This is a genomic window from Streptomyces sp. A18, from assembly GCF_059026065.1.
This window is the reverse complement of record NZ_JBWLKL010000006.1, coordinates 265,775-290,545: the sequence shown is the minus strand read 5'-3', so window position 1 is coordinate 290,545 and position 24,771 is coordinate 265,775. Positions and strand designations below refer to the sequence as shown.

Sequence of the window (24,771 nt, the reverse complement as noted above, 5' to 3'; positions counted from 1 at the left end):
CCCACGGAGGGGTGCCATGCAGCAGCCGTCAGACACGTCCGGCCCGAGCCGCAGAGCCGTAGTCGCCACGGGCGCGCTGGCCGGGGTAAGCGCCGCCATCGGCCTCGGGGGCACCGCGACCGCCGCGCCGGGCGAAGCCGTCCTTCGCTCCGCCGAACTCGACGTGCGCGTCGCCACCGACTTCCCCCGCGTCATCTCGTACACGGACCGCGCCTCCAAAGCGGTCCTGCACGCACAGTCGGAAGCCGTCACCACACTCCTGGTGGACGACAAGACGCACACCCCTGAGGTGACCAGCACCCTCAAGGGGGACGATCGCGTCGAGTACGTCCTGCGCCTTGGCGGCGGCACCACCCTCACCGTCGAGATCGCCCTCAAGGGGCGCCAGGTCCAGTGGCGGGTGACCGGCATCGACGACACTGACGCCCTGCGCGTCGGGACCCTTCGTATCCCCGGACTCGCCCTCCTCTCCGTACGCAGCGATCAGCCAGGCGCCACCCTCCTCGCCGCCAAGATCCAGCTCGACAAGGCCAAGAGTGGGGACACCGAGGTCAAGCCGGCCCCGGACACCGCCGCCGAGGCGGCCACCGGATGCGCCTACGCCGTCGTCGCGCACGACGCGCTCGGCGGTGCCGTCGAGACCAACACCGTCTACGACAAGCCCACCACCGAGGCCGGGACCACCTGGGACAACGGGCGGCTCTGGCGGGAGACCGTCAGGAAGAGCGGCTACGTGGAGGCCCGGCTCGCACCCGGGCAGTGGACGCACCGCGCGGCCACCGCGGCCGTCGGCGACACCGAGCCCCTTCCGTACGCCACCGTCATCGTCACCGGTGACCGCAATGGAGACGGCAAGGTCGACTGGCAGGACGCCGCCATCGCGTTCCGCGACATCATGGTGAAGCCGCTCGGCGCGGACGAGCAGCATCTGCGTGTCGTCCCGCACATTCCGTTCAACTTCGCCTCGCAGGCCACGAATCCATTCCTGGCGACCCTCGACAACGTGAAGCGGATCCATCTCGCCACGGACGGCCTGCGGCAGTACACCCTGCTCAAGGGCTATCAGTCCGAGGGGCACGACTCCGCCCACCCCGACTATGCGGGGAATTACAACGCTCGCGCCGGTGGACTCGACGACCTCAACACCCTGGTCAGGGAAGGCAAGAAGTGGAACAGCGACTTCAGCGTGCATGTGAATGCCACGGAGTCCTATCCCGTCGCCAACGCCTTCTCCGAGAAGCTCGTCGACAAGGCCGATGAGCAGTGGGACTGGCTGGATCAGAGCTACCGCATCGACCAGCGTCGGGATCTCGTGTCCGGCGACATCATCAAGCGATTCGCCGATCTGCGGGACGAGGCCGATGGAGCGCTCAACGCTCTCTACATCGACGTGTTCCGTGAGTCCGGGTGGACCTCCGACCGGCTTCAGCGCGCGCTGCGGGGGCAGGGCTGGATCGTCACCAGCGAGTGGGGCCACGGCTTCGAGCGCTCGTCCGTCTGGTCGCACTGGGCGACGGAACCGGATTACGGGCCCGACACATCCCGGGGCATCAACTCCCGGCTGATCCGCTTCATCCGGAACCATCAGAAGGACGTCTTCGCCGACAAGTGGCCGACCCTTCTCGGCATTGCCCGCATGGGCAATTTCGAGGGGTGGGTCGGCAAGACCGACTGGGCGTACTTCTACGATCTGATCTGGACCGACTCGCTGCCCGCCAAATATCTCCAGGCCTATCCCATCAAGTCCTGGGGCGAGCACGAGATCAGTTTCTTCGGGGACGGGTCGACGAAGGTCTCCGACGCGGGTGGCACTCGCCGGATCGTGACCGACGGCCGCGTCGTCTATGACGGGGGGAGCTATCTGCTCCCCTGGGAGCCCCGCAAGGCCACCGACCCCGGCAAGCTCTACCACTACAACCCCCGTGGTGGAAAGGGAAGTTGGGAGCTGCCGCGCGGGTGGTCCGGGTCCGGCAAAGTCGCCTTGTACCGGCTCACCGATCAAGGGCGGGTCTTCGTCGCCGATGTTCCGGTGCGCGGCGGCAAGGTGACCCTCGACGCCGAGGCCAAGCAGCCCTACGTCCTGTATCGCAGGCGCCCCTCCGCCATGCCGGACCCCGACTGGGGGCAGGCCACGCCGCTGCACGACCCGGGGTTCAACTCCGGCTCCCTGGACGGGTGGAAGGTCTCCGGATCCGCCACCGTCGAGCTCAGCAAGCTCGGTGACTACGAACTCGTCATCGCCTCGGGCGGCAAGGCCGCCGTCGGCCAGCGGCTGAGCCGTCTGAAGGCAGGAGCGTACGTCGCCTCCGTGCAGGTCGAGGTCGGCGAGAAGGCCGGCGAGGAGCGGAAGGCAGCCCTCGAAGTACGCACCGCCGACGGCGTCACCGCCGCGAACTGGACGCGCACCTCCACGGCGGGCAACTACGTCGCGGCCGACCGCAAGCACGGCACCCGCTTCCAGCGGATGTTCGTGCCGTTCACCGTCCCCGAGGGCGGCGGCCCGGCCGAGCTGACGCTCCGGGCCGACGCGGGCCACGCGCGCGTGCGCTTCGACAACGTACGCATCGTCTCAGCCGAGCGGGGGCGAGCCCCCGAAGGTATCGCGTCCGAGGACTTCGAGCATGTGCCGCAGGGCTGGGGCCCGTTCGTGAAGGGCGACGCGGGGGATGTCACCGACCCGCGTACACACATCGCGCAGCGGCACGCCCCGTACACGCAGCGCGGCTGGAACGGCAAGGCGATCGACGACGTCATCGACGGCGGACAGTCGCTCAAGTCCCGTGGTGAGAACAAGGGGCTCGTCTACCGCACGGTCCCGCACACGGCCCGCTTCGCGCCCGGCAAGCGCTACCGCGTCACCTTCCGGTACGAGAACGAGAAGGCGGGGCAGTACGCGTGGATCACCGCCGTCGATGAGCCAGGCGCCCGTGAGGTCGACCGCAAGGAGCTGCCCGTCGCCACCGAACCGACCGTCCTGACCTACGAGTTCACCGCCCCCGCCAAGGGCGATGCGTGGGTCGGGCTGCGCAAGAGCGGGGACGACGGGACCGCGGAGTTCGTCCTGGACGCCTTCGAGGTGCGCGAGATCTGAGCGAGCCGAAAAGGGCGGAGGGGCCGGAGAAGCCCCAGAGGCCCGAGAGGCCCGAGAGATCATGAAGGCCGGAGAGGCTCAGCAGCCTCTCCGGCCTTTGCGCATGTGCGGATCAGCGGGGCAGGGACAGGGGCGGGAGCGGGGCGAGCCGGATCGTCCCTGCTCCCGCCCCTTCGAACTCCAGGACCCACACCTCGTTCGTGCCCTCCCGCAGCACCGGGCCGGGGACGAACAGCGAGGTCTGAGGGCCCGCCGACCAGTAACGGCCCACATTGAAGCCGTTCACCCAGACGAACCCCCGCGTCCAGTCCGGCAGTTCGAGCGTGGCGTCACCGGGCCCCTGGACAGCGACCGTGCCGCGGTACAGGCCCGGCTGCCCCGACGCCGCTTCCCCGGCCGCCGGAACCGCCCGCACGGCCTCCGCCGAGGAGAACGCGTCGAGCCGTAGCCCCCTGGCCCGCACCCCGTGCAGGTACTGCCGCTCATGCAGCACCCCACCGGTGATGCCCTTCGCCTCGCCCGTCCGCGGCCCGTAGTTGACCCGCCCCAGGGACTCCACCCACAGCTCCACGCGCGCGTGCCCCGCGACAGGCTCGGGCAGGGCAGGCTCCTCCTCGGTGAGGACACCGGCCCGCTCCCCGTCCACGTACACCACCGCCCGGTCACGCAGCCCCCGTACACGCAGTGGGTACGGCCGCCGCGGGCCCGGCACCGTCAGCGTGTACCGGACCAGGCCGCGGTCCACGTCGAGCTCTTCGAAGGTGGGCGGCAGGGCGTACTCCGCGTCGGGGCCGCCGAGCGACTCCATGACGGCGGGCAGGGGCGACCAGTCCGTGAGGTCGGCCGGAGCGTGCTCCGTCAGTGAAGGCAGCGGCGCGGGCAGCTCCGGAACCGGCCCCTGTGCGTACGGCGCAAGCACCTCACGGAAGCGCCAGAACTTCTCCGTGGGGCGCCCGAACTCGTCGATGGGGGCGTCGTAGTCGTACGACGTGACGTCCGGCTCCAGGGCGCCGTCGTGCAGCGCGCCGCCGCCCCGGTTCGCCCCCGCCCACCCGGCGAAGTTCGTGCCGCCGTGCGCCATGTAGAGGTTGACCGACGCCCCGCACTCCAGGATCTCGCGCAACGCCTCCGCGGCATCCGCCGCGTCCCGCACGACGTGTTCCGCGCCCCAGTGGTCGAACCAGCCGCACCAGAACTCCATGCACATCAGCGGGCCCTTGGGGCGGTGCCTGCGCAGCGTCTCGAAGCCCGCGCCGGCCTGCGAGCCGAAGTTGGCCGTCGCCAGGACACCGGGGACGGACCCGCCGGTGAGCATGTGGTCCTCGGGGCCGTCGGAGGTGAAGAGCGGGACGCTCACGTCCTCGGAGCGCAGGAGATCGGCCAGGTGACGGAGGTAGTCGGCGTCCGAGCCGTAGCTGCCGTACTCGTTCTCCACCTGCACCATGATCACTGGGCCGCCCCGGTCGTGCTGGCGCGGGACGACCTGCGTCATGAGGCGGCCGAACCAGCGGTCCACATGCCCCAGATACTCCGCGTCGCGGGTGCGCGCGCGTGTCCCCACCGCCCCGGTCAGCCAGTGCGGAAAACCGCCGTTCTCCCACTCGGCGCAGATGTACGGACCGGGCCGCACGATCGCCCACAGCCCCGCCTCGTGGGCGGCGTCCAGGAAACGGCCCAGCGCCCCGACGTCGCTGAACTCCCCGGGGCGCGGCTCGTGCAGATTCCACGGGACGTATGTCTCCACGCAGTTGAGCCCCATCGCGCGCAGCATTGCCAGGCGGTGGCCCCACTGCGCCTCGTGCACCCGGAAATAGTGCAGTGCACCGGAGAGCAGCCGTACGGGCCGCCCGTCCAGTTCGAAATCGTCCTCGCCCACCCTGAAGCCGTTCATCGTGTCCCTGAGTCCCTCTCGCTCACCACTGATCAGCCACGATCACCTCTGGCGGGCAGCAGGGTCCATGGACAAAGATCTAGGCGGGTTGGACGCAGCGAGCGGGCCGCGGCCCGGACGGAAGGGGCACCAGCGGATGTACCACACGTGGATGCGGTATTTCACGCCGAGCCCGGCCCACCACCGCCTCGGCCTCGCCTGCCTCGGGGTCGGCCTCCAGCACGGCCTGCTGCCGACCGTGGGCCCGCGCACCCTCGACCACCACGTCGCCGTGGTCGTGAGCGCGGGCGGCGGCTGGTTCCTGGGGCCCGACGGCAGACGTACGACGGTGACGGCGCCCGCGCTGATCTGGCTCACCCCCGGAGTGCGCCACCACTACGGCCCCGACCCGGAGACCGGCTGGGACGAGTGCTTCGTCGACTTCACGGGGCCCGCCACGACGACGTACACCGAACTCGGCTACATCGAACCCACCCGGCCCGTCGTGCCGCTCTCCGACGCGACCGGTGCGCGCGCCGCCGTCGGGCGCATCGCGCGCGCGGCACGGCGCGGCAATCCGCTCCTGGAGGTCGAGACGGGCGCCGCCGTCCACGAACTCCTCGTCGCGCTGCGCCGGGCCCGCGCGGACATCGCCCCCGACGGCGACCCGGTACTCCAGGCCCTGGCCCGCGACGCCTTCCAGCCACTCTCCGTCGCCGGGCACGCGGCACGGCACGGCATGACACCCGCGGAACTGCGCACCGCGGTCCGCAGGGGCGCCGGCTGCAGCCCCAAGGACTACCTCCTCGGCATCCGCCTGGGGCGCGCCAAGGAGCTGCTCGCCGCCACGGAGCTCCCGGTGGCGGCCGTCGCCCGCCGGGTCGGCTACGACGACCCCGCGTACTTCTCGCGGCTGTTCACGCGCCGCGTGGGCATGGCACCCGTCCGCTTCCGTGAGCAGCAGGGACGCACCGTCCCCGGCGGCTGGTCGCAACAGATTCCCGACCCCGAGCACCCGCCGATTCTGCGCTCTTCCGCCGTCGGCGGCGAAGGACCGGCAACGTAGGCTCGTGGACCATGACCACCAGCCACACAAGTGACGCGAACGGCGCCGAGGCCAGGGACGCCACGGACGCAGCCGTGCGCGCCGAGCTGTCCCGCCTGCGCGACAGCATCGACAACATCGACGCGGCCGTCGTCCACATGCTCGCCGAGCGCTTCAAGTGCACCCAGCAGGTCGGCCACCTCAAGGCCAACCACCACCTGCCGCCCGCCGACCCGGCCCGCGAGGCCCGCCAGATCGCCCGGCTGCGCGAACTCGCCGAGAACGCGAAGCTGGATCCGGCGTTCGCCGAGAAGCTCCTGAACTTCATCATTGCCGAGGTCATCCGCCACCACGAGACGATCGCCAAATCTTCCTGACGATCTCCGGGCACCCCGCATCCGAGCCGATGGCATCAGGCAGCATGGACCCATGCCCGTACTGACGCGCGACGAAGCGCAGACCCGAGCCCGCCTCATCGACGTCCACCGGTACACGGTGGAGCTGGACCTGACCGGGGGAGCCGAGACCTTCGACTCCCGCACGGTCATCCGGTTCACGGCGCTCGGGGAGCCCGCGGCCACGGTGGACACCTTCGTCGAGGTCAAGCCCGCCGAGCTGCGCTCCGTCACCCTCGACGGACAGCCGCTCGACCCGGCGGACCTGGTCGAGAACCGGCTCGCGCTCACCGGACTCACCGCGGGCGAGCACGAACTGCGCGTCGACGCGGCCATGCGCTACTCGCACACGGGCGAGGGCATGCACCGCTTCACCGACCCCACGGACGGCGAGACGTACACGTACACGCAGCTGTTCATGGAGGACGTGCAGCGCGTCTTCGCCGCCTTCGACCAGCCCGACCTGAAGTCCGTCTTCGAGCTGACCGTCACCGCCCCCGACGGCTGGACCGTCCTCGCGAACGGCGTGACCGAGCACGTGGGCGGCGGGACCTGGCGGGCCGCGGCCACCCCGCTGATCTCCACGTACCTCGTCGCCGTCGCCGCGGGCCCCTGGCACTCGGTCCGCACCCAACACCGAGGCCTGCCCTTCGGCATCCACTGCCGCCGCTCGCTGGCCCCCTTCCTGGACGCCGACGCCGACGAGATCCTTGACGTCACACGCGCGTGCTACGACCGGTACCACGAGAAGTTCGACGAGCCCTACCCCTTCGACTCCTACGACCAGGCGTTCGTCCCGGAGTTCAACGCGGGCGCGATGGAGAACCCCGGACTCGTCACCTTCCGCGACGAGTTCATCTACCGCTCCGCCGTCACCGAGACCGAGCGGCAGACCCGCGCCATGGTCATCGCCCACGAGATGGCCCACATGTGGTTCGGCGACCTCGTCACCCTCCGGTGGTGGGACGACATCTGGCTGAACGAATCCTTCGCCGAGTACATGGGCTTCCAGACCACCGCCGAAGCCACCCGCTTCACCGACACCTGGACCGACTTCGGCGTCGCCCGCAAGGCGTGGGGGTACGACGCCGATCAGCGCCCCTCGACCCACCCCGTCGCGCCCGACCCGGACGCCGTGCCCGACACCGCGTCCGCGATGCTCAACTTCGACGGCATCTCGTACGCCAAGGGCGCGTCCGCCCTGCGCCAACTCGTCGCCTGGCTCGGCGAGAAGGACTTCCTCGCCGGCATCAACACCCACATCGCCCGGCACAAGTTCGCGAACGCCACCCTCGCCGACTTCATCGATTCCCTCGCGCACAACACCGACCGCGACGTGCACGGATGGGCCGAGGCCTGGCTGCGCACCACCGGCGTCGACACGCTCACCTCGACGGTCACGCACGACGCCCGCGAGTGGACCCTCGACGTCGACCGCGAAGGCAGCCGCCCGCACCGCGTCGCCGTCGGCGTGTACGACCGCGACCTCACCGACAGCCAGGGCCTGCTCCTGCGCGAGCGGTACGAGACGGACATCCCCCGCTCCGGGCCCACCACGTCGCCGCGCGACGGCGGGCGCCCCGCCCTGATCGTCCCGAACGACCAGGACCTCACGTACACCAAGATCCGCCTCGACGAGGTCTCCATGGAGACGGCCCTGCGCAGCCTCTCCCGCGTCCCCGACGCCCTCACCCGCGCCGTCCTGTGGAACAGCCTGCGCGACATGGTCCGCGACGGCGAACTGGACGGCACCACCTACCTGGAGACCGCCCGCGCGCACCTCCCCGACGAGACCGACCTCGCCCTCGTCCAGGGCGTCCTCGCCTTCGCCACCACCCACGTCGCGGGCCGCTTCCTGCCCCAGGACCGGCGGCCCTTCGCCCTCACCACCCTCACCGAGCTGTGCCGCGACCTCATCCGGCGCACAGAGGACGGCTCACACCCCGGCCTGCGGCTCACCGCCGTACGCGGCTTCATCGACGTGGCGACGCGCCCCGACCCGCTCCAGGAGTGGCTCGCCGAGGGCACCGTCCCCGGCGGCCCCGAACTCGACCCCGAGCTGCGCTGGCGCGTCCTGACCCGTCTCGCCGTCCTCGGCGCCGCCGACGAGTCCGCGATCGGCGCCGAGCTGGAGCGCGACCCCAGTGCCACCGGCCAGGAAGGCGCGGCCCGCTGCCGTGCCGCGCTGCCCGACCCGGCGGCCAAGCGCCGGGCCTGGGACGCCATGTTCGCCTCGGACGACCTCTCGAACTACCTCCTCACCGCCACCGCCCAGGGCTTCTGGCAGCCCGAACAGGCCGATCTCGTACGGGAGTACGTACCCCGCTACTACGAGGACGCGGTAGCCGTCGCGGCCCGACGCGGCCCCGCCATCGCCGACGTCGCTGGACGGTGGGCCTTCCCGGCGTCCGCCGTGGACGCCGAGACGCTCCGCCTGGGCGAGGCGTGCCTGCGCGCCGCCGACCCCATCCCCGCCCTTCGCCGCAAGCTGACCGACCAACTGGACGACCTGGCCAGGGCGTTGCGGGTGCGTGAGGCGACAGGGGCCTAGGACGCGCCGGCACGAGGACTGGGTCCGTCGGCCTACGCGGACCTGGTCCCTGCCGACGATCCTTCGACGGGGGCGCCCCGCAAGGGGCGCGGGAACGGCGCGATCAGCCACAACCGCACCCGCACTCGATTCCCGCCCCCCGGCCCCCCGGCCGGAGCGCCTAGCAGCCCCGCTCGCCCTAACACGCCCCCTCGGCGTGCCAGTACCACTTTCGGGTTCGGATCGTTGAGCTCTCCGGGCGTGCCGTCCGGTCGGCGGACAGGCTGGTTGTCCCCGCCCGTGCGCACCGAAGGACGTCGCCCCATGAGCACTCCGCCGCCCCTCGCCGGAGGAGCCCAAGGCCCGGACTCGCTGCGGCCGTTGCTCACCGCCACCCTCGACGCCCTGCGCACCGGGGCGACCGCCCGCGGCGGACCGCTCCCCGCGGGCGGCCCCACCGCCGTCGCCGCCCGCGTGCGCGAGGCCACCGGCCAGATCCTGCCCGCCCGCGGCGAAGGCGCCGAAGCGGCCCTGCGCAGACTCGTCCACGCGCTCGCGGAAGGCGCCGCCGACCCCGCCGACGCCCTCTGCGCGGCCCACCTCCACTGCCCCCCGCTCGCCCTGGCCGTCGCCGCCGACCTGGCCGCGTCCGCGCTCAACCCCTCCATGGACTCCTGGGACCAGGCCCCCGCAGCCTCGGAGATCGAGAACCTGGTCACGCGCACCCTCGCAGCGGAGGCATACGGCGCCGGCGAAGGCGACGCCCTGGTCACCACCGGCGGCACGGAGTCCAACCAGGTCGCCCTGCTCCTGGCCCGCGAGCGCACCGCCGCGCACGGCCCCGTCCAGCTCATCACCGGCGAGAACGCCCACCACTCCCTCGGCCGCGCCGCCTGGCTCCTCGGCATGCCGGAACCGGTCACCGTCCCCGCGCCCGCCGGCGTCCTCGACCCGACCGCGCTCGACGAAGCCCTGACCCAACTCTCCGGCCCGCCCGGCACGTTCCTCGTCGCCGCCACCGCGGGCACCACCGACGCCGGGCTCATCGACCCCCTCGACCAGATCGCCGACCTCTGCGCGGAGCACGGCGCCCGACTGCACATCGACGCCGCCTACGGCGGCCCGCTCCTCTTCAGCGACGTACGAAGAGAGCTCCTGCGCGGCATGGAACGCGCCGACAGCATCACCTTCGACCTGCACAAGCTCGGCTGGCAGCCCGTCGCCGCCGGGCTGATCCTGGTCCGCGCCGGCCGCGACCTCGCCGCGCTCGGCCACCACGCCGACTACCTCAACGCGGGCGACGACACCGAAGCGGGCCTCCCCGACCTCCTCGGCCGTTCCCTGCGCACCACGCGCCGCCCCGACGTACTCAAGATCGCCGTCACCCTCAAGGCACTCGGACGCGAAGGGATCGGCGCACTCGTCGACCAAGTCTGCGCACAGGCACAGGAGTTCGCCGCGCTCGTCGCCGCACACCCCGGCTTCGAGCTGTACGACCCGCCCGCCATCAGCACGGTCCTGTTCCGTCCCGTCGGCGCCGACGACGACCACATCGCGTACGTCAGGCGAGAACTCCTCGCCCAAGGGCGCGCCGTGCTCGGGCGGGCCAAGGTCGACGGACGCCGCTGGCTCAAGGCCACCCTGCTCAACCCCCACACCCGGCCCGGCGACCTCGCCGAGCTCCTGAAGCTCGTGGAAGGAACCACCCCCCGATGACCGGCCAGAACGACACGCCCGCCCCGCCGCTCACCACCCCCGACGAACCCCGGGACCTGGTCGGCATCGGCATCGGCCCCTGCAACCTCTCCCTCGCCGCCCTCGCCCAGCCCCTGACCGGACTCGACGCCGCCTTCTACGAACAGCGGCCCGGCTTCCACTGGCACCCCGGGCTCCTCATCGACGGCGCAAGCCTCCAAGTGCCCTTCCTCGCCGACCTGGTGACCCTCGCCGACCCGGCGAGCCCCTGGTCCTTCCTCAGCTACCTCAAGACCCGCGAACGGCTCTTCCCCTTCTACTTCGCCGAGCGGTTCCACATCCAGCGCGCCGAGTACGACGCCTACTGCCGCTGGGTCAGCGAGAACCTCCCCGCACTGCACTTCGGGCACCAGGTCGACGCCGTGCGCTGGAACTCCGAACGGAACCTCTTCGAAGTCGACTTCACACAGCTCGACGCCGAGGGAGAGGCCGAGGCGCTCGGCCGCACGTACACGAAGAACATCGCCGTCGGCGTCGGCACCGCGCCCCACATCCCCGAGCCCCTCAAGCCCCTCGCGGACGCCCCCACCGTCCCCGTGATCCACTCCGCGGACTACCTCCTGCACCGCGACCGGCTGCTCGCCGCCGACCACATCACCGTCATCGGCTCGGGACAGTCCGGCGCCGAGGTCTTCCTCGACCTGCTCAGGCACCGCCCCGTAGGCGCCGAGAAGATCCACTGGCTCGCCCGTACCGAGGCCTTCGCGCCCATGGAGTACTCCAAGCTCGGCCTGGAACACTTCACCCCGGACTACACCCGCTTCTTCCACTCCCTGCCGGAACCCGTGCGCGACGGCCTCGTCCCCCACCAGTGGCAGCTCCACAAGGGCATCGACGCCGACACCATCGCCGCCATCCACGACGAGCTCTACCGGCGCACCCTGCACGGCGGCTGGCCCGACGCCGTCCTCACCCCGGGCGTCGGCGTCCGCACCGCAGGACGCGTCGCCACCACCCGCGTGGAACTCCACCTGGAACACCTCCAGCAGGGCACCCGCTCCCGCCTCACCACGGACGCGGTCGTCCTCGCCACGGGCCACCGCGAGCGCCCCCTCGACGAACTCCTCGCGGGCCTCGACCCCTACATCCGCCGGGACTCCTCGGAGCGCCCCCGCATCGACGAGCAGTACCGCCTCGTCCTCGACCCCTCCGTCACATCCGGCAACAACGTCTACGTACAGAACGCCGAACGCCACACCCACGGAGTGGGCGCCCCCGACCTGGGCCTCGCCGCCTGGCGCAGCGCCACCATCCTCAACACCCTGACGGGGGCGTCCCCCTACCCGCTCCCGCAGCGCACCGCGTTCACCAGCTTCGGTCTCCAGGAGCCCCAGGCCCGCACCGCCGCCGGCCTCATCGGCGAGCAGCGCGGCAACCTGGTGCCCCTCAAGAGCTGACGGTCAGGAGACCGGTCAGAAGACCGGCGTGCCGTCCCGGGTCAGCTTCCAGTCCACCGACGCGAACTGGGCCGGGTCGACCGTCCCCTTCGCCTGCACCCACTGGATGATCGTGTTGCGGATCTCGTCCGAGTTCGCCCACAGCTGCTTGGCGCCCGCCACGTGCGGGAAGTTCCCGCCACCGCTCGCACGGTAGTTGTTGACCGCGAGCACGAACTCGGCCTTCGGGTCGACCTCCTTGCCGTCGAAGCTCAGCTTCGCGACCCGGGAACCCGCGGGCTTCGCGATGTCGATCTCGTACGTCACGCCGTACAACGCGTCGTAGTTGTAGTCCGGGATGTTGTCCGCGTTCGTCAGCTTCGCCGGGTCCACCGGAGCGCCGGCCGCCGTCCGCACGTAGTAGCGCGCCGAGAACTCCAGATACTCCTTGAGCTGCGCGCCTGTGATCAGCCGCGCCTCAAGCGTGTTCTCGAACGGGTAGAGCCCCGCCGCATCCTTGATCGTCACCTCGCCCGCCGGGATACCCGCCGTGCGCGAGAAGCACGAAGCCTGCGAGAGCACGGGCAACGCCGCGTACTGGCCGCCCTTCAGCGCCTCCTTGACCGTCTCCGCCTGCACATGGCTGATCAGGTCGATGATCGCGACATCCTTGTACGGGCCCTCGGCCGTGCTCATCGCCTGCGTCGACGTACCGATGACCTGGTTGACGTACGCGACGACCTTCTTGTGCTCGTCGGCCAGGAGCCGGGTGACCTTCCTGTCCTCCGCGGCCGTATTGGAGTTGAGGACCTGCGCGCCGACCTTCTCCACCGTCCAACGGCCCTTGGCCCACACCAGGTCGAAGTCGAAGAGCGTCAGGCGCTGCCCCCACTTCAGCGGCTCGGACAGGACGACCTTCTTGCCGGTCTCCTTGTTCTCCACGAAGTACTCGGCGATCTCCGTGTGCGCGTGCCCCACCAGGATCGCGTCGATGCCAGGCACCTGCTCGGCCACCAGACCCGCCGCGTTCTCGACGTACGGGAGCTGGTCACCGTACGAAGACGTGCCGCTGGACCCGGAGTGCGCCGACACGATCACGACGTCCGCGCCCATGGAACGCAACTTCGGAACCCACTTCGCCGCCTGCTCCTCAAGCCCCGGAAACGTCATCTTGCCCTGGACATTCGCCTTGTCCCAGATCGCGATGCCGGGATTCGTCAGCCCCAGGACCGCCACCTTCACGTCACGGCCGTGCGGGGTGCGCAGGCGCTTCATGAAGTACGGCGGAAAAGCGGGCCGCTGCGTCTTCGCGTCGAGGGCATTGGCGCCGAGGAGCGGGAAGTCGCACTGCTCCTCGAACTTCCGCAGCACCGGAATGCCGTAATTGAATTCGTGGTTCCCGAGCGCCGCGGCGTCGTAGCCGATGCTGTTCATCGCCTGCGCCATCGGATGGACCGGGCCGCGCTCCGCCGTGATCGGGTCGATCTTGGCGTAGTAATACGAGAGTTGGGTGCCCTGAATGGTGTCGCCCGCGTCGATGAGAAGCGTGTTGCGGCGGCCTCTCTCCTCGCGGATCTCGTTCACGAGAGTGGAGATCTTCGCCAGGCCCACGTCGTTGTGGTCCTTGTCGTCGAACTCCTTGTCCGTGAAGTAGTCCCAGTTGAAGACATTGCCGTGCAGGTCCGTCGTGCCCATGACGGTGAACGAGTACCGCTTCCTCCGCTTGGCGGGCCTCCCGGGCGCCTGCGCCGACGCGGCGGGGGCGGCGGCCACACCGCCCGCCAGCGCCACGCCCGTGACGGCGGACTTGCCCAGGAACTTCCGGCGGTTCAGCGGCATTTCGTACTCCCCTTGTACCTGTGGTCGACCGGTGTAACGCGCGTAGATAACGCGCGTAGATTCTGACCCCGACCACACCACCGGCAACAGACCCCGCAGGTTTCGATCCGATGACTGTCCGGTGCCGCGCCCCGACGACTGTCCGGCGCCCCGCCTCAGTGCGAGAGTGGGCCGCATGGACGACACCACCCCCGAGACCACCCCCACCCCCTACGGCACCCCTGGCGCCCCCCGCCTGGCCGTCAAGGGCGAAGCACACCTCGAAGTCGACCCCGAGATCGCCCGCATCGGCATCACCGTCAGCGCACGCGGCACCGATCGGCGCGACGCCCTGAACGACCTCACGCGCCGCAACGCCACCGTCATCGACCTCGTCAAAACCTACGGCGAATCCGTCGAGACGCTCGAGACCGGCGCCTTCTCCATCAGCCCCGAACTGACCAAGCACGGCCGCGGCGAACGCATCCGGGCCTACCACGGCCGGGTCCACATCACCGCCGAACTCACCGACTTCACCGCGCTCGGCGAACTCACCACCCGCCTCGCGGACCTCGAACTGACCCGCGTCGACGGCCCCTACTGGGCCCTGCGCCCCGACTCGCCCACCCACCGCGAGGCCCGGCAGGAGGCCGTCAGGGAAGCGGTACAGCGGGGCCGCGAGTACGCGCAAGCGCTGGGCACCACGCTCGCCGCCCTCGTCGAGCTCGCCGACATCGGCGCCGAGAACGCCCAGCCGTTCGGCTACGGAGGCCCGACGCCCGCGATGCGCACCGTCGCCTACGGAGGCGCCGCGGACATGACCCAGGAAGCCGCCCCCCTCGACCTCGAACCCCAACGGCAACACGTCTACGCACAGGTCAACGCGCGCTTCACCATGACACCCCCGCGGCTGTAGTCACGGAGTGGCTTTACGTTGCGGGGCGCCCGTAAATCGCTCATCAGAGCAGCGCCCCGCACAATTCAACACTTGTCAATAACCTTTCACGCAAAGGTTGTTGAGTAGTCATGCCCAGCCAATTCTCTACCGGCCGGTAAGGCCTAGGCTCGAACCATGCGCCGAGCAAAAATCGTCTGCACCCTGGGCCCCGCCACCGACTCGTACGACCAGATCAAGGCACTGGTCGAAGCCGGAATGGACGTAGCCCGCTTCAACCTCAGCCACGGCACGTACGCCGAACACGAGGAGCGCTACCAGCGCGTACGGAAGGCCTCCGACGAGACCGGCCGCAGCGTCGGCATCCTCGCCGACCTTCAAGGCCCGAAGATCCGCCTCGGCCGCTTCAGTGAAGGACCCGTACTCCTTGAACGCGGTGACGAATTCACCATCACCGTCGAAGAAGGCGTCCAAGGCGACCGCCAGACCTGCGGCACCACCTACGACGGCCTCGCCCAGGACGTCACCCCCGGCGAACGCATCCTCGTCGACGACGGCAAAGTGACCCTGGAGGTCACCGCGGTCGATGGCCCCCGCGTCACCACCACCGTGGTCGAGGGCGGCATGGTCTCCGACAACAAGGGACTCAACCTCCCCGGCGTCGCCGTCTCCGTCCCCGCACTCTCCGACAAGGACGAGGCCGACCTGCGCTGGGCCCTGCGTTCAGGATTCGACGTCATCGCCCTCTCCTTCGTCCGCAGCGGACGCGACATCGAAGACGTCCACCGCATCATGGACGAAGAAGGCCGCCGCCTCCCCGTCATCGCCAAGGTCGAGAAGCCGCAGGCCGTCGAGAACATCGACGACATCGTCGCCGCCTTCGACGCCATCATGGTCGCCCGCGGCGACCTCGGCGTCGAGATGCCCCTCGAACAGGTGCCGATCGTCCAAAAGCGCGCCATCAAACTCGCCAAGCGGAACGCGAAACCGGTCATCGTCGCCACCCAAATGCTCGACTCGATGATCGACAACTCCCGCCCCACACGCGCCGAGGCCTCGGACGTCGCCAACGCCGTCATCGACGGCACAGACGCAGTGATGCTCTCCGGCGAGACCAGCGTCGGCAAATACCCCATCGAGACGGTCCGCACCATGGGCCGCATCGTCGAAGCCGCCGAAGAAGACATCCTCGCCAAGGGCCTCCCGCCGCTCACCGAACGGAACAAACCCCGCACCCAGGGCGGCGCCGTGGCCCGCGCCGCCGCCGAAATGGGCGACTTCCTCGGCGCGAAATTCCTCGTGGCCTTCACACAGTCCGGCGACACCGTCCGCCGCCTCTCGCGCTACCGCTCACCCATCCCGCTGCTCGCCTTCACCCCCGACCGGGCCACCCGCTCCCAGCTGAACCTCACCTGGGGCGTCGAAACCTTCCTCGGCCCCCACGTCGAATCCACCGACGCCATGGTCCGCCAGGTCGACGAGCTGCTCCTGCGGTACGGACGCTGCGAGAAGGGCGACGTCGTCGTCATCACCGCGGGATCCCCGCCCGGAGTCGCGGGCTCCACCAATCTCGTACGCATCCACCACATCGGCGAGGACGACAGCCCCCAGTAGGCGGATTCCGTACGTGACCGAGGGGCCGCTCCGGGGGGAGCGGCCCCTCGGTGCGTGCGCGCCTAGGGCGTCACGATGGCGAACCTCGGATCCGGCTTCTCCACCACGCCGAGCAGCTCCGCGAGGACCGAGGCATCCCCCTCGACCTCGATGTCACCCAGCCCCTTGCCACCCAGCATCGCGAGCAGCTGAGACCTGGTCATCGTCAGCGTGACACCGGCGCCCGGATCCCTCTTCGTGTCGCTGCGATACGTCAACACCCCGTTCCGCAGGCCCAGATGCCAGACCTTCCCCAGAGCCGGCAGACTCCAGTCCATCCGCAGCTTCAGATCCCACGCCTTCGGACCGTTCACACGGATCGCCACCGAATCGATCAGCTGATCCACGGAAAGCGCCATCAGCATGTCCGCACTCGCCACGGAGGTGGGGGACTCCTTGACGCCCTCACGCAGCTCCTGAGCGCCCATCAGATAGAAGTTCCGCCACACGGCGTTCTCCGCGGCCTGCCCCAACCTCACGTACAACGTGGCGAGTTCGGACCTGGCGGCCCTATGCCCCGGATCCGCGAACACCACGTGATTGAGCAACGTCACCGCGAACCTCAGGTCACCACCCCGCGCGAACGCCTTGGCCTTCGCGACCGTCGCCGCACGGCCCCCCATGGCCTTCACGTACCGCTTCGCCTCCTCGACCGGCGGGTGCTCCCACAGATGCGCGGGATTACCGTCGAACCAGCCCATGTAACGCTGGTAGACGCCCTTCACGTTGTGACTGAGGGAGCCGTAGTACCCGCGGTTCGCCCACACGCCGGCCAGCGCGGGCGGCAACTCGATCTCCTCGGCGATCTCCCGCCCCGTCATCCCCCTATTGATCATCCGCAAGGTCTGATCGTGCATATACGCGTACAGATCCCGCTGCTGCTCCAGCAACTCCACGATGGCCTCCCCACCCCACGTAGGCCAGTGATGCGAGGCAAAGGCGACATCCGCCCGCCCCTCGAAGAGCACCACCGACTCGTCCAGGTAGCGCGCCCACTGCCGGGCGTCCCGCACCTGCGCACCGCGCAACGTGATGATGTTGTGCATCGTGTGCGTCGCGTTCTCCGCCATGCAGACGGCACGCAACTCCGGGAGCAGGAAGTTCATTTCGGCCGCCGCCTCGGTCCCCGGCGTCATCTGGAACTCGAACCGCACCCCGTCGACCGTCTCGACCTGCCCGGTCCCGGTGATGTCCTTGGTGGGCGGAATCAACCCGATCGACCCCACCGAAATGGTCTGCCCGAGCCCACAACCAATCTGCCCCGCAGGGGACTTGGGGAGCGGCGCGCCGTACATGTACCCGGAGCGCCGCTGCATGGCAGTCCCGGCGTACACGTTCTCGGAGACGGCGTGCTCCATAAATCCGTCGGGAGCGAGGATCGGCACGTCGCCGGCCCCGTCCTGGAGGACACCTCGGCAGCCGCCGAAGTGGTCGACGTGCGGATGGGTATAGACGAGCCCGGTGACCTTCTTGTCGCCGCGGTACGCGCGGTAGAGCTTGAGCGCGGCGGCAGCGGTCTCCGCCGAGATCAGCGGATCGATGACGATGACGCCGGTGTCACCCTCGACGAGCGTCATGTTCGACAGATCAAGCCCACGCACCTGGTAGACACGGTCAGTGACCTTGTAGAGCCCCTGCTTGGACACGAGCTGCGACTGTCGCCACAGGCTCTTGTGCGCGGACGCGGGCGGGTCGCCCTCGAGGAAGTCGTACGCGTCGCCGTCCCAGACGACCTGCCCCTTGGAGTTCTTCACGACCCCCGGCGTGAGGGCGGCGATGAACCCCTTGTCGGCATCGGCGAAGTCGTCCCCGCCCTTGCTCGTACCCTCACGGTCGGTCGCTGAGGCGGTCTGCGGATTCATGGCCACGGCCGCCGCAGCGGCACCCGCGGCGGCGGCAACGAAGCTACGCCGGTTCAGGGGAGGAGTCATGCGGCCGAAGATCGCAGCGGGGTACGGGACGGGGCAAGGGTTCACCGCGGATTTGGGGCAGCTCCCAGGGAGGGCGGGGGAGGGGAGTGATGCGTCCTATTGCGCGGGTGGGGGTGGGGCGGTACTCCGGGGCGGCACTTCGGTCAGTACTTGGGGCCTACGTGGGTGTCCATGAGGGCTACGGAGGCTTTGCGGGCGATGGAGATGTTGCGGTGGTTCGCCGCCTTCCAGTCGACGCCGACGCTGTCCAGGGTGTCGGTGAAGAGCCGGATGATGTCGCCGGACAGGTTGGTGAAGAAGTACCGGGGGTACTCGTAGCGCTTGCGCTCGCCACCGACGAGGCGGGTCGTCCAGTTGTTGACGCGGCAGCCATCGGAGTGGATGAGGCCGCGGATGAACTCCCAGGGATGGGCGTCGACGATCTCCTGTTGCCAGGGTTCGAGCGCGATGGTGCGGTGGTGCTTCTTGCCGGCGCCGTGCTGGGGGAAGAGGCAGGGCCAGTGCTTGCTCCAGCAGGTGACGTACTGGCAGCCCTCGCTCTGGACGCGACAGACCTTGTTGTCCGGACGTACGGACTGGATGGCGTCAGCGCAGGCTTCGATGAGACCGGGCCACGCGTCGGCGCAGGCGATCCGCAGGGAGTAGACACCTGGCCGCTGGAGGCTGACGCAGCCGTCGCCGAGGTAGAGGCCCAGCAAGTAGGAGTAGGCGGCCGGGACTTGTGGCTTTCCGGGAACGTCGCAGCATCTTTCGCATGGAGCTGCCCGACTCATCGCTCGGTCGAGCGGTTCGATGCGGCTCTGCCAGGAGCGGATCGCGGCGCGCGATATGCCGCCTTCCTTGCTGACGGAGTTCAGGCTGCGGCCTTGGCCGACCAGCGCGAGGGCTCGCTTTCGCACGCCGATGTCGTACATCTGGCCGAGCTTGGCTGGATCTTGCCTGCCTTGCGTGGATTCGAAGGTGCGTTCACTGCGACGAGTGAAGATCGCCAACCCCTGCAGGTTCCTTCGAATCGAAGGTAAAGTGCCCCGGGTGGGATTCGAACCCACGCTGGATGGTGTTTGAGACCACTGCCTCTGCCACTGGGCTACCGGGGCATCCTTCAGAACGAAGGTTAGCGGAGACCCGCCGTGCCTCAAACATACAGGAGCTAGGTAGGCTCAAGGCAAGCAGTAACCTGCCCCGTACCTAGGAGCCCCCGTGACTTCCCCCGAGTCGCCCCAGCCCGTAGCCGATGACGACGACAAGTCGCACGTGCCTCCGCTGACGACCCGTGTCGTCATCGCCGAGGACGAGGCTCTTATCCGGCTCGACCTCAAGGAGATGCTCGAGGAAGAGGGTTACACCGTCGTCGGCGAGGCCGGTGACGGTGAGAAAGCCGTCGAGCTGGCCCGCGAGCACAAGCCGGACCTCGTGATCCTGGACGTGAAGATGCCGGTCATGGACGGCATCTCGGCGGCCGAGAAGATCGCCGAGGAGTCCATCGCCCCGGTGCTCATGCTGACCGCGTTCTCGCAGCGTGACCTGGTCGAGCGGGCCAGGGACGCGGGCGCGATGGCGTACCTCGTGAAGCCCTTCAGCAAGACCGACGTCGTCCCGGCGATCGAGATGGCCGTCTCGCGCTTCACGGAGCTGAAGACGCTGGAGAAGGAGGTCGCGGACCTCACCCTGCGTCTGGAGACGCGGAAGCTGGTGGACCGCGCGAAGTCGATCCTGCAGACGGAGTACGGCCTGACGGAGCCTGCCGCGTTCCGGTGGATCCAGAAGACGTCGATGGACCGGCGTCTTTCGATGCAGCAGGTCGCGGAGGCGGTCATCGAGGACGCCGACGAGAAGAAGGCGGCGAAGGGGCAGTAGCCCCCGGCTCGTGTAAGAGAAGTACGAGAAGGCCCGCACCACCCGAAGCCGGGGTGCGGGCCTTCTCGTATGCCGGGGCGGGGTCCTAGTCCTCGCCGAGGTACGCCTTGCGTACGGACTCGTCGTGCAGCAGGTCGTTCCCGGTACCGGACAGGACGATCTTGCCGACCTCCATGACGTGGCCGTGATCGGCGAGCGAGAGCGCCGCCTGGGCGTTCTGTTCGACGAGCAGAATGGTCGTGCCCTGGGACTTGAGCTCGGAAATGGTCGCCATGATCTTCTGCATCATGATCGGCGAAAGTCCCATGGAGGGTTCGTCGAGCATGAGCAGTTTCGGCTGGGACATGAGCGCGCGCCCCATGGCGAGCATTTGCTGCTCACCGCCGGAGAGCGTGCCGGCGGCCTGCTTTCTGCGCTCTCCGAGAATGGGGAAGAGTTCGTAGGCGCGCGCGATGTCCTTTTCGATGGCCGGTTTGTCGCTGCGCAGGTATGCGCCGAGCCGCAGATTGTTCTCGATCGTCATGCGCGGGAAGATATGCCGGCCCTCGGGGGAGTGGGCGAGGCCGAGCGCGACGATTTGGTCGGCGCGGTATTTCCGCAGGGCTTTTCCGTTGAATTTGATGGAGCCGCCGACCGGCTTGAGCAGTCCGGAGAGCGTGCGCAGGGTGGTGGTCTTGCCTGCGCCGTTGGTGCCGATCAGGGTGACGACCTCGCCGGCCTCGACCTTGAAGGAGATGCCTTTGACGGCTTCGATCTTGCCGTAGGCGACTTTGAGGTCCTCGACTTCGAGCAGTGCGGTCATCGGTTGTTCTCCTCGTTGCCCGTGGCGTCGGCTTCTGTGCTGCCGGGGGCTCCTTCGAAGGGTTCGCCCAGGTAGGCGGCGATGACGCGGTCGTCCTGCTGGACGGTTTCACTGTCGCCCTCGACGAGTTTTTCGCCTTGGACGAGTACGGCCACGCGGTCGCACAGGTTGAAGATGAAGCGCATGTCGTGCTCGATGACGAGGACGGCGATGCCCATGTCCCGGATGGCGAGGACGAGTTCCTCGGTGGCGCGGGTTTCCTGCGGGTTCATGCCTGCGGTCGGCTCGTCCAGGAGGAGCAGACCCGGCTCGCTGGCGAGGGCCCTGGCGATCTCCAGCTTGCGCTGTTCGCCGTAGGGCAGGTTGCGGGAGAGGTGTTCGGCCTTCTCGGCGAGGCCGACGAATTCGAGGAGTTCCAGGGCGCGTTCCCTGGATTTGGTCTCTGCCTTGTGGAAGCCGGGGCCGCGCAGGAGGGCGGACCAGAGGCCTTCCTTGGTTCGCGTGTGGCGTCCGACGAGGACGTTCTCCAGGACCGTCATGTTGGCGAAGAGCCGGATGTTCTGGAAGGTGCGGGCCACGCCGGCCGCGGTGACCTTGAAGGATTTGCTGGGCAGGACCTTGCCTTTGTACCGGACTTCGCCCTCGGTGGGGATGTAGAGGCCGGTGAGGCAGTTGAAGAAGGTGGTCTTGCCTGCGCCGTTGGGGCCGATGAGGCCGACGATCTCGCCGCTGTTGACGGTGAGGTCGACGGAGCGTACGGCGGTGAGGCCGCCGAAGCGCATCGTGACGCCCCGGGCGTCGAGGACGGTTTCTCCGGCCGGGGAGGCGGCGGAGCTGTCCTTGCTGGTGGTGGTGTCGGTGGTCATGGCTCAGGCCCCTGTCTTGCTGAGGACTGTGGGTGGCGGCGTGTCACCGGGAGCCAGTTCGGCTTCGTGGAACTCGAGCTGGCGGCGGCGGTTGGGGATGAGGCCTTCGGGGCGGAAGCGCATGAGCAGGACGAGCGCGAGGCCGAAGGCGAAGAGCTGGTAGTCGCCCAGGAACGAGAGCTTGCTGGGGATGAGGTAGAGGAGTGCCGCGCCGACGAGGGGCCCGCTGATGGTGCCCATGCCGCCGAGGACGACTGCGGCGAGCAGGAACGCCGAGTTGGGTGGGACGGTGTTGGCGAATTGGTACTGCTCGGGTGTCACGGTGTAGGTGACGTGTGCCTGCACCGTGCCGGCGAGTCCGGCGAGGGTGGCGCCGAGTGCGAAGGCGATGAGCTTCACGCGGAAGCCGTTGATGCCCATGGCGAGTGCCGCGGTCTCGTCTTCGCGGATGGCGACCCAGGCGCGTCCGATGCGGGAGTCGCCGCTGCGCCTGAAGACCAGGACGACGACGAGGGTGATGAGCAGCATCAGGAAGAAGTAGTTCGCGAATCGGCCGATGGTGACGCCGAAGATGTTGTGTGCGATGCCGAAGTCGAAGCCGAAGATCTTGAGGTTCGGGATCGAGGAGATGCCGTTGGAGCCGTTGGTGATGTCGGGGCCGGATGTGCCGTCGGAGTTCATCGCGACGAGGCGGAAGATCTCACCGAAGCCGAGGGTCACGATGGCGAGGTAGTCGCCGCGCAGCCGCAGGGTGGGGGCGCCGATGAGCACGCCGAAGATGAGTGATGCGCTCGCGCCGACGAGGATGGCGCCCCAGAACGGCAGGTGGACGTCGAAGGGCGAGGACGGCGATCCGGAGACCATGGATGCCGCGTAGGCGCCGACGCCGAGGAAGGCGACGTATCCGAGGTCGAGGAGTCCGGCGAGGCCGACGACGATGTTCAGGCCGAGTGCGACGGTGGCGAAGATGAGGATGTAGACGCCGATGGTGGCGTACTGGTCGTCGCTCTGCGTGAACGGGAAGGCCGCGGCGGCGGCGAAGGCACCGCCGAGTGTGATGTTGCGGTGCCGTGCGGTGTACGTGGAGACCTGGGCGACGAGTCCGGCTTTGGACAGTGCGGCGAAGCTGAACGCCACGGTGATCAGGAAGCCGACGAAGAGTTCGTCGTACTCGGTGCCGATGCCGTAGGTGAAGACCAGGAGGCCCACGGCGAGTGCGGCGACGATGATGAGGATTTCGACGTAGCTGGGGAGCTTGCGCGGCGTGGGTGGTGCTTCGGCGGCGAAGGCACCCTTGAAGATGATCATCGCGTTGCGTGCGCGGTGTTTGAACTGTTCCCCGGCGGTGTCCTCGGGGTCGACCGCGTAGGTGTGCGGCCGTTCGAAGGGCAGGGCGAGGGCGCCGATGAAGGCGCCGAGGGTGGCGATGGCGGCGACCCAGCCGCCGACCTCGAGGTTGGCGAGTCCGCCGAGCTGGTAGCTGATGGAGATGATCGTGTACCAGGTGGTGGCGAAGGCGGCGAGTGCCGCGTATTTGAGGGCGGCGTCGGCTCCGCCGGGGGTCAGGGCGCTGATGCCCTTGACGCCGTAGGAGGCGAGGCCGAAGAGGGTGGTGAGGAGGCCGGCGATCAGGACGAGGACCTGGAGGCCGCCGGGGTAGCCGTAGACGGTGAGGTCACCGGGGAACGCGGAGGTCCAGGTCCAGGCGAGGAATGTGGAGATGACGGTGAGGATGCCGCCGCCGGTGGCCAGGGCGCGGGCGGGGCCCACGGGGATGGCGATGAGTCCGGTGGGGGTGTTGTCGTGCTTGGGGGCGGGCGCGTCGGCCGCGGTGGTCTGTGTGGTCATGGTTGTCACGCCCTGTCCGCGACGCGCTCGCCAAGGAGGCCTTGTGGCCTGACGAGGAGTACGACGATGAGGAGTACGAAGGCCCAGACGTCGGCCCAGGACTGCCCGCCGAGCTGGCTCATGCCGGGGATGTCGTTCATGTAGGCGGTGGCCATGGCTTCGGCGATGCCGAGGACGAGGCCGCCGATCATCGCGCCGTAGATGTTGCCGATGCCTCCGAGTACGGCGGCGGTGAAGGCTTTGAGGCCCCAGAGGAAGCCCATGCGGAACTGGACTTCTCCGTAGCGGAAGCCGTAGGCGACGGCGGCGATGCCGGCGAAGGCGGCGCCGATCGCGAAGGCCACGACGATGACGCGGTCGGTGTTGACGCCCATGAGTTTGGCGGTGTCGGGGTCCTGTGCGGTGGCTTGCATGCCGCGTCCGACGCGGGTCTTCATCACGAAGTAGCCGAGGGCGAACATGCAGATCGGGGCGGTGATCAGCAGGAAGATGTCGCCGGGCTGGATGGTGATGGAGCCCATGTGGATGGAGTCGCCGGGCATCTCGGGGAAGGTGCGGGACGACTTCGCGTTGGGGTACCAGGCCCAGACGGCCTGCTGCAGCGCGAGCGAGAGGCCGATGGCTGTGATGAGGGGTGCGAGGCGGGGTGCGCCGCGCAGGGGGCGGTAGGCGAAGCGTTCGGCTCCGACCGCGATGAGAGTGGAGACGATGACGGCGCCTATGAGCATGAGTGGCAGGGCGAGCCACATGCTGGTGCCGCCCGGCAGCCAGAGCCAGACGGTGAGGGCGCCGAAGCCGCCGACCATGAAGATCTCGCCATGGGCGAAGTTGATGAGCTGGACGATGCCGTAGACCATTGTGTAGCCGATGGCGATCAGGCCGTACATGGATCCCAGTAGCAGGCCGTTGACCAGCTGTTGCGGCAGTTCGTGCACCGCAGGTCCTCCGAGTCTTTCGGTGTCGTGCGGCCTGCGTGCGGTGGCTGTGGGCCCCGCGGGCCGGACGGCTTAGGTGACGGATGCGACGCCGCGCGGGGCGC

The 24,771-nt window shown here is 69.1% G+C and carries 17 protein-coding genes and 1 tRNA gene; 9 read left to right on the top strand and 9 right to left on the bottom strand.

Annotation, left to right across the window (positions count from 1 at the left end; genetic code table 11):
- The first annotated feature begins 16 nt into the window (after positions 1-16).
- On the top strand, positions 17-3,091 hold the full coding sequence (locus AC5P1C_RS13265) for an endo-alpha-N-acetylgalactosaminidase family protein (protein ID WP_493865960.1): 3,075 nt from the start codon (positions 17-19) through the stop codon (positions 3,089-3,091).
- Positions 3,092-3,203: 112 nt separating this feature from the next.
- Here the strand turns inward: AC5P1C_RS13265 and AC5P1C_RS13260 are convergent, their stop codons facing one another.
- The gene (locus AC5P1C_RS13260) at positions 3,204-4,982 is read right to left on the bottom strand and encodes a glycoside hydrolase family 35 protein (RefSeq protein ID WP_493865959.1); all 1,779 of its coding nucleotides are present in this window, start codon (positions 4,980-4,982) and stop codon (positions 3,204-3,206) included.
- 136 nt (positions 4,983-5,118) lie between these two features.
- Between AC5P1C_RS13260 and AC5P1C_RS13255 the strand changes: the two genes are divergently transcribed.
- The 5 genes from AC5P1C_RS13255 to AC5P1C_RS13235 all read left to right on the top strand — a co-directional run bounded on the left by AC5P1C_RS13255 (position 5,119) and on the right by AC5P1C_RS13235 (position 12,083).
- Positions 5,119-6,027 (top strand): helix-turn-helix domain-containing protein, encoded by a 909-nt coding sequence (locus AC5P1C_RS13255; RefSeq protein WP_493865958.1) that lies wholly within the window; start codon positions 5,119-5,121, stop codon positions 6,025-6,027.
- A gap of 11 nt (positions 6,028-6,038) precedes the next feature.
- Positions 6,039-6,383, top strand: a complete 345-nt coding sequence (locus AC5P1C_RS13250) for a chorismate mutase (RefSeq protein WP_493865957.1) — start codon at positions 6,039-6,041, stop codon at positions 6,381-6,383.
- A 52-nt stretch (positions 6,384-6,435) separates the two neighbouring features.
- Positions 6,436-8,952, top strand: coding sequence for an aminopeptidase N (pepN, locus tag AC5P1C_RS13245; protein WP_493865956.1), 2,517 nt, complete (start codon positions 6,436-6,438; stop codon positions 8,950-8,952).
- 303 nt (positions 8,953-9,255) lie between these two features.
- A complete protein-coding gene (locus AC5P1C_RS13240; RefSeq protein ID WP_493865955.1) occupies positions 9,256-10,647 on the top strand; it encodes a pyridoxal phosphate-dependent decarboxylase family protein in 1,392 nt (463 codons plus the stop codon).
- A complete protein-coding gene (locus AC5P1C_RS13235; RefSeq protein WP_493865954.1) occupies positions 10,644-12,083 on the top strand; it encodes a lysine N(6)-hydroxylase/L-ornithine N(5)-oxygenase family protein in 1,440 nt (479 codons plus the stop codon). The genes AC5P1C_RS13240 and AC5P1C_RS13235 overlap by 4 nt, the downstream gene beginning before the upstream one ends.
- Positions 12,084-12,098: 15 nt before the next feature.
- Here the strand turns inward: AC5P1C_RS13235 and AC5P1C_RS13230 are convergent, their stop codons facing one another.
- Positions 12,099-13,901: a bifunctional metallophosphatase/5'-nucleotidase gene (locus AC5P1C_RS13230; RefSeq protein ID WP_493865953.1), complete on the bottom strand. Its 1,803-nt coding sequence runs from the start codon at positions 13,899-13,901 to the stop codon at positions 12,099-12,101.
- A gap of 175 nt (positions 13,902-14,076) precedes the next feature.
- Between AC5P1C_RS13230 and AC5P1C_RS13225 the strand changes: the two genes are divergently transcribed.
- Together AC5P1C_RS13225 and pyk are read left to right on the top strand one after the other, a co-directional pair.
- Positions 14,077-14,796: an SIMPL domain-containing protein gene (locus tag AC5P1C_RS13225; protein WP_493865952.1), complete on the top strand. Its 720-nt coding sequence runs from the start codon at positions 14,077-14,079 to the stop codon at positions 14,794-14,796.
- A gap of 156 nt (positions 14,797-14,952) precedes the next feature.
- Positions 14,953-16,389, top strand: a complete 1,437-nt coding sequence (gene pyk / locus AC5P1C_RS13220) for a pyruvate kinase (protein ID WP_493865951.1) — start codon at positions 14,953-14,955, stop codon at positions 16,387-16,389.
- A 62-nt stretch (positions 16,390-16,451) separates the two neighbouring features.
- Here pyk and AC5P1C_RS13215 read toward each other — a convergent pair whose 3' ends face one another.
- From AC5P1C_RS13215 to AC5P1C_RS13205, 3 genes are all read right to left on the bottom strand, one after another.
- Positions 16,452-18,359 (bottom strand): alkyl/aryl-sulfatase, encoded by a 1,908-nt coding sequence (locus AC5P1C_RS13215; protein ID WP_493865950.1) that lies wholly within the window; start codon positions 18,357-18,359, stop codon positions 16,452-16,454.
- Between the two features lie 143 nt (positions 18,360-18,502).
- Positions 18,503-19,258: a transcriptional regulator gene (locus tag AC5P1C_RS13210; protein WP_493865949.1), complete on the bottom strand. Its 756-nt coding sequence runs from the start codon at positions 19,256-19,258 to the stop codon at positions 18,503-18,505.
- 125 nt (positions 19,259-19,383) lie between these two features.
- Positions 19,384-19,456 (bottom strand) — tRNA-Leu (locus AC5P1C_RS13205).
- Between the two features lie 103 nt (positions 19,457-19,559).
- Here AC5P1C_RS13205 and AC5P1C_RS13200 point away from each other — a divergent pair.
- On the top strand, positions 19,560-20,216 hold the full coding sequence (locus AC5P1C_RS13200; protein ID WP_344526157.1) for an ANTAR domain-containing response regulator: 657 nt from the start codon (positions 19,560-19,562) through the stop codon (positions 20,214-20,216).
- A gap of 85 nt (positions 20,217-20,301) precedes the next feature.
- On the opposite strand, the gene AC5P1C_RS13195 is transcribed toward AC5P1C_RS13200, so the two are convergent.
- Genes AC5P1C_RS13195 through AC5P1C_RS13180 form a run of 4 tightly spaced genes read right to left on the bottom strand, consistent with a single transcriptional unit; the run spans position 20,302 to position 24,667 of the window.
- Positions 20,302-21,018 (bottom strand): ABC transporter ATP-binding protein, encoded by a 717-nt coding sequence (locus AC5P1C_RS13195; RefSeq protein WP_389914538.1) that lies wholly within the window; start codon positions 21,016-21,018, stop codon positions 20,302-20,304.
- Positions 21,015-21,884, bottom strand: a complete 870-nt coding sequence (locus AC5P1C_RS13190) for an ABC transporter ATP-binding protein (RefSeq protein ID WP_493865948.1) — start codon at positions 21,882-21,884, stop codon at positions 21,015-21,017. Before AC5P1C_RS13190 ends, AC5P1C_RS13195 begins: the two co-directional genes overlap by 4 nt.
- A 3-nt stretch (positions 21,885-21,887) precedes the next feature.
- Positions 21,888-23,732, bottom strand: a complete 1,845-nt coding sequence (locus AC5P1C_RS13185; RefSeq protein ID WP_493865947.1) for a branched-chain amino acid ABC transporter permease — start codon at positions 23,730-23,732, stop codon at positions 21,888-21,890.
- Positions 23,733-23,737: 5 nt separating this feature from the next.
- Positions 23,738-24,667: an ABC transporter permease subunit gene (locus AC5P1C_RS13180; RefSeq protein WP_160504439.1), complete on the bottom strand. Its 930-nt coding sequence runs from the start codon at positions 24,665-24,667 to the stop codon at positions 23,738-23,740.
- Between the last annotated feature and the right edge of the window lie 104 nt (positions 24,668-24,771).

What these genes read in the sequence shown, in the direction of transcription:
- AC5P1C_RS13265 (WP_493865960.1), top strand. Translation starts at nt 17, where the DNA reads ATGCAGCAGCCGTCAGACACGTCCGGCCCGAGCCGCAGAGCCGTAGTC.
- AC5P1C_RS13260 (WP_493865959.1), bottom strand. Translation starts at nt 4,982, where the DNA reads ATGAACGGCTTCAGGGTGGGCGAGGACGATTTCGAACTGGACGGGCGG.
- AC5P1C_RS13255 (WP_493865958.1), top strand. Translation starts at nt 5,119, where the DNA reads ATGTACCACACGTGGATGCGGTATTTCACGCCGAGCCCGGCCCACCAC.
- AC5P1C_RS13250 (WP_493865957.1), top strand. Translation starts at nt 6,039, where the DNA reads ATGACCACCAGCCACACAAGTGACGCGAACGGCGCCGAGGCCAGGGAC.
- pepN (WP_493865956.1), top strand. Translation starts at nt 6,436, where the DNA reads ATGCCCGTACTGACGCGCGACGAAGCGCAGACCCGAGCCCGCCTCATC.
- AC5P1C_RS13240 (WP_493865955.1), top strand. Translation starts at nt 9,256, where the DNA reads ATGAGCACTCCGCCGCCCCTCGCCGGAGGAGCCCAAGGCCCGGACTCG.
- AC5P1C_RS13235 (WP_493865954.1), top strand. Translation starts at nt 10,644, where the DNA reads ATGACCGGCCAGAACGACACGCCCGCCCCGCCGCTCACCACCCCCGAC.
- AC5P1C_RS13230 (WP_493865953.1), bottom strand. Translation starts at nt 13,901, where the DNA reads ATGCCGCTGAACCGCCGGAAGTTCCTGGGCAAGTCCGCCGTCACGGGC.
- AC5P1C_RS13225 (WP_493865952.1), top strand. Translation starts at nt 14,077, where the DNA reads ATGGACGACACCACCCCCGAGACCACCCCCACCCCCTACGGCACCCCT.
- pyk (WP_493865951.1), top strand. Translation starts at nt 14,953, where the DNA reads ATGCGCCGAGCAAAAATCGTCTGCACCCTGGGCCCCGCCACCGACTCG.
- AC5P1C_RS13215 (WP_493865950.1), bottom strand. Translation starts at nt 18,359, where the DNA reads ATGACTCCTCCCCTGAACCGGCGTAGCTTCGTTGCCGCCGCCGCGGGT.
- AC5P1C_RS13195 (WP_389914538.1), bottom strand. Translation starts at nt 21,018, where the DNA reads ATGACCGCACTGCTCGAAGTCGAGGACCTCAAAGTCGCCTACGGCAAG.
- AC5P1C_RS13190 (WP_493865948.1), bottom strand. Translation starts at nt 21,884, where the DNA reads ATGACCACCGACACCACCACCAGCAAGGACAGCTCCGCCGCCTCCCCG.
- AC5P1C_RS13185 (WP_493865947.1), bottom strand. Translation starts at nt 23,732, where the DNA reads ATGACCACACAGACCACCGCGGCCGACGCGCCCGCCCCCAAGCACGAC.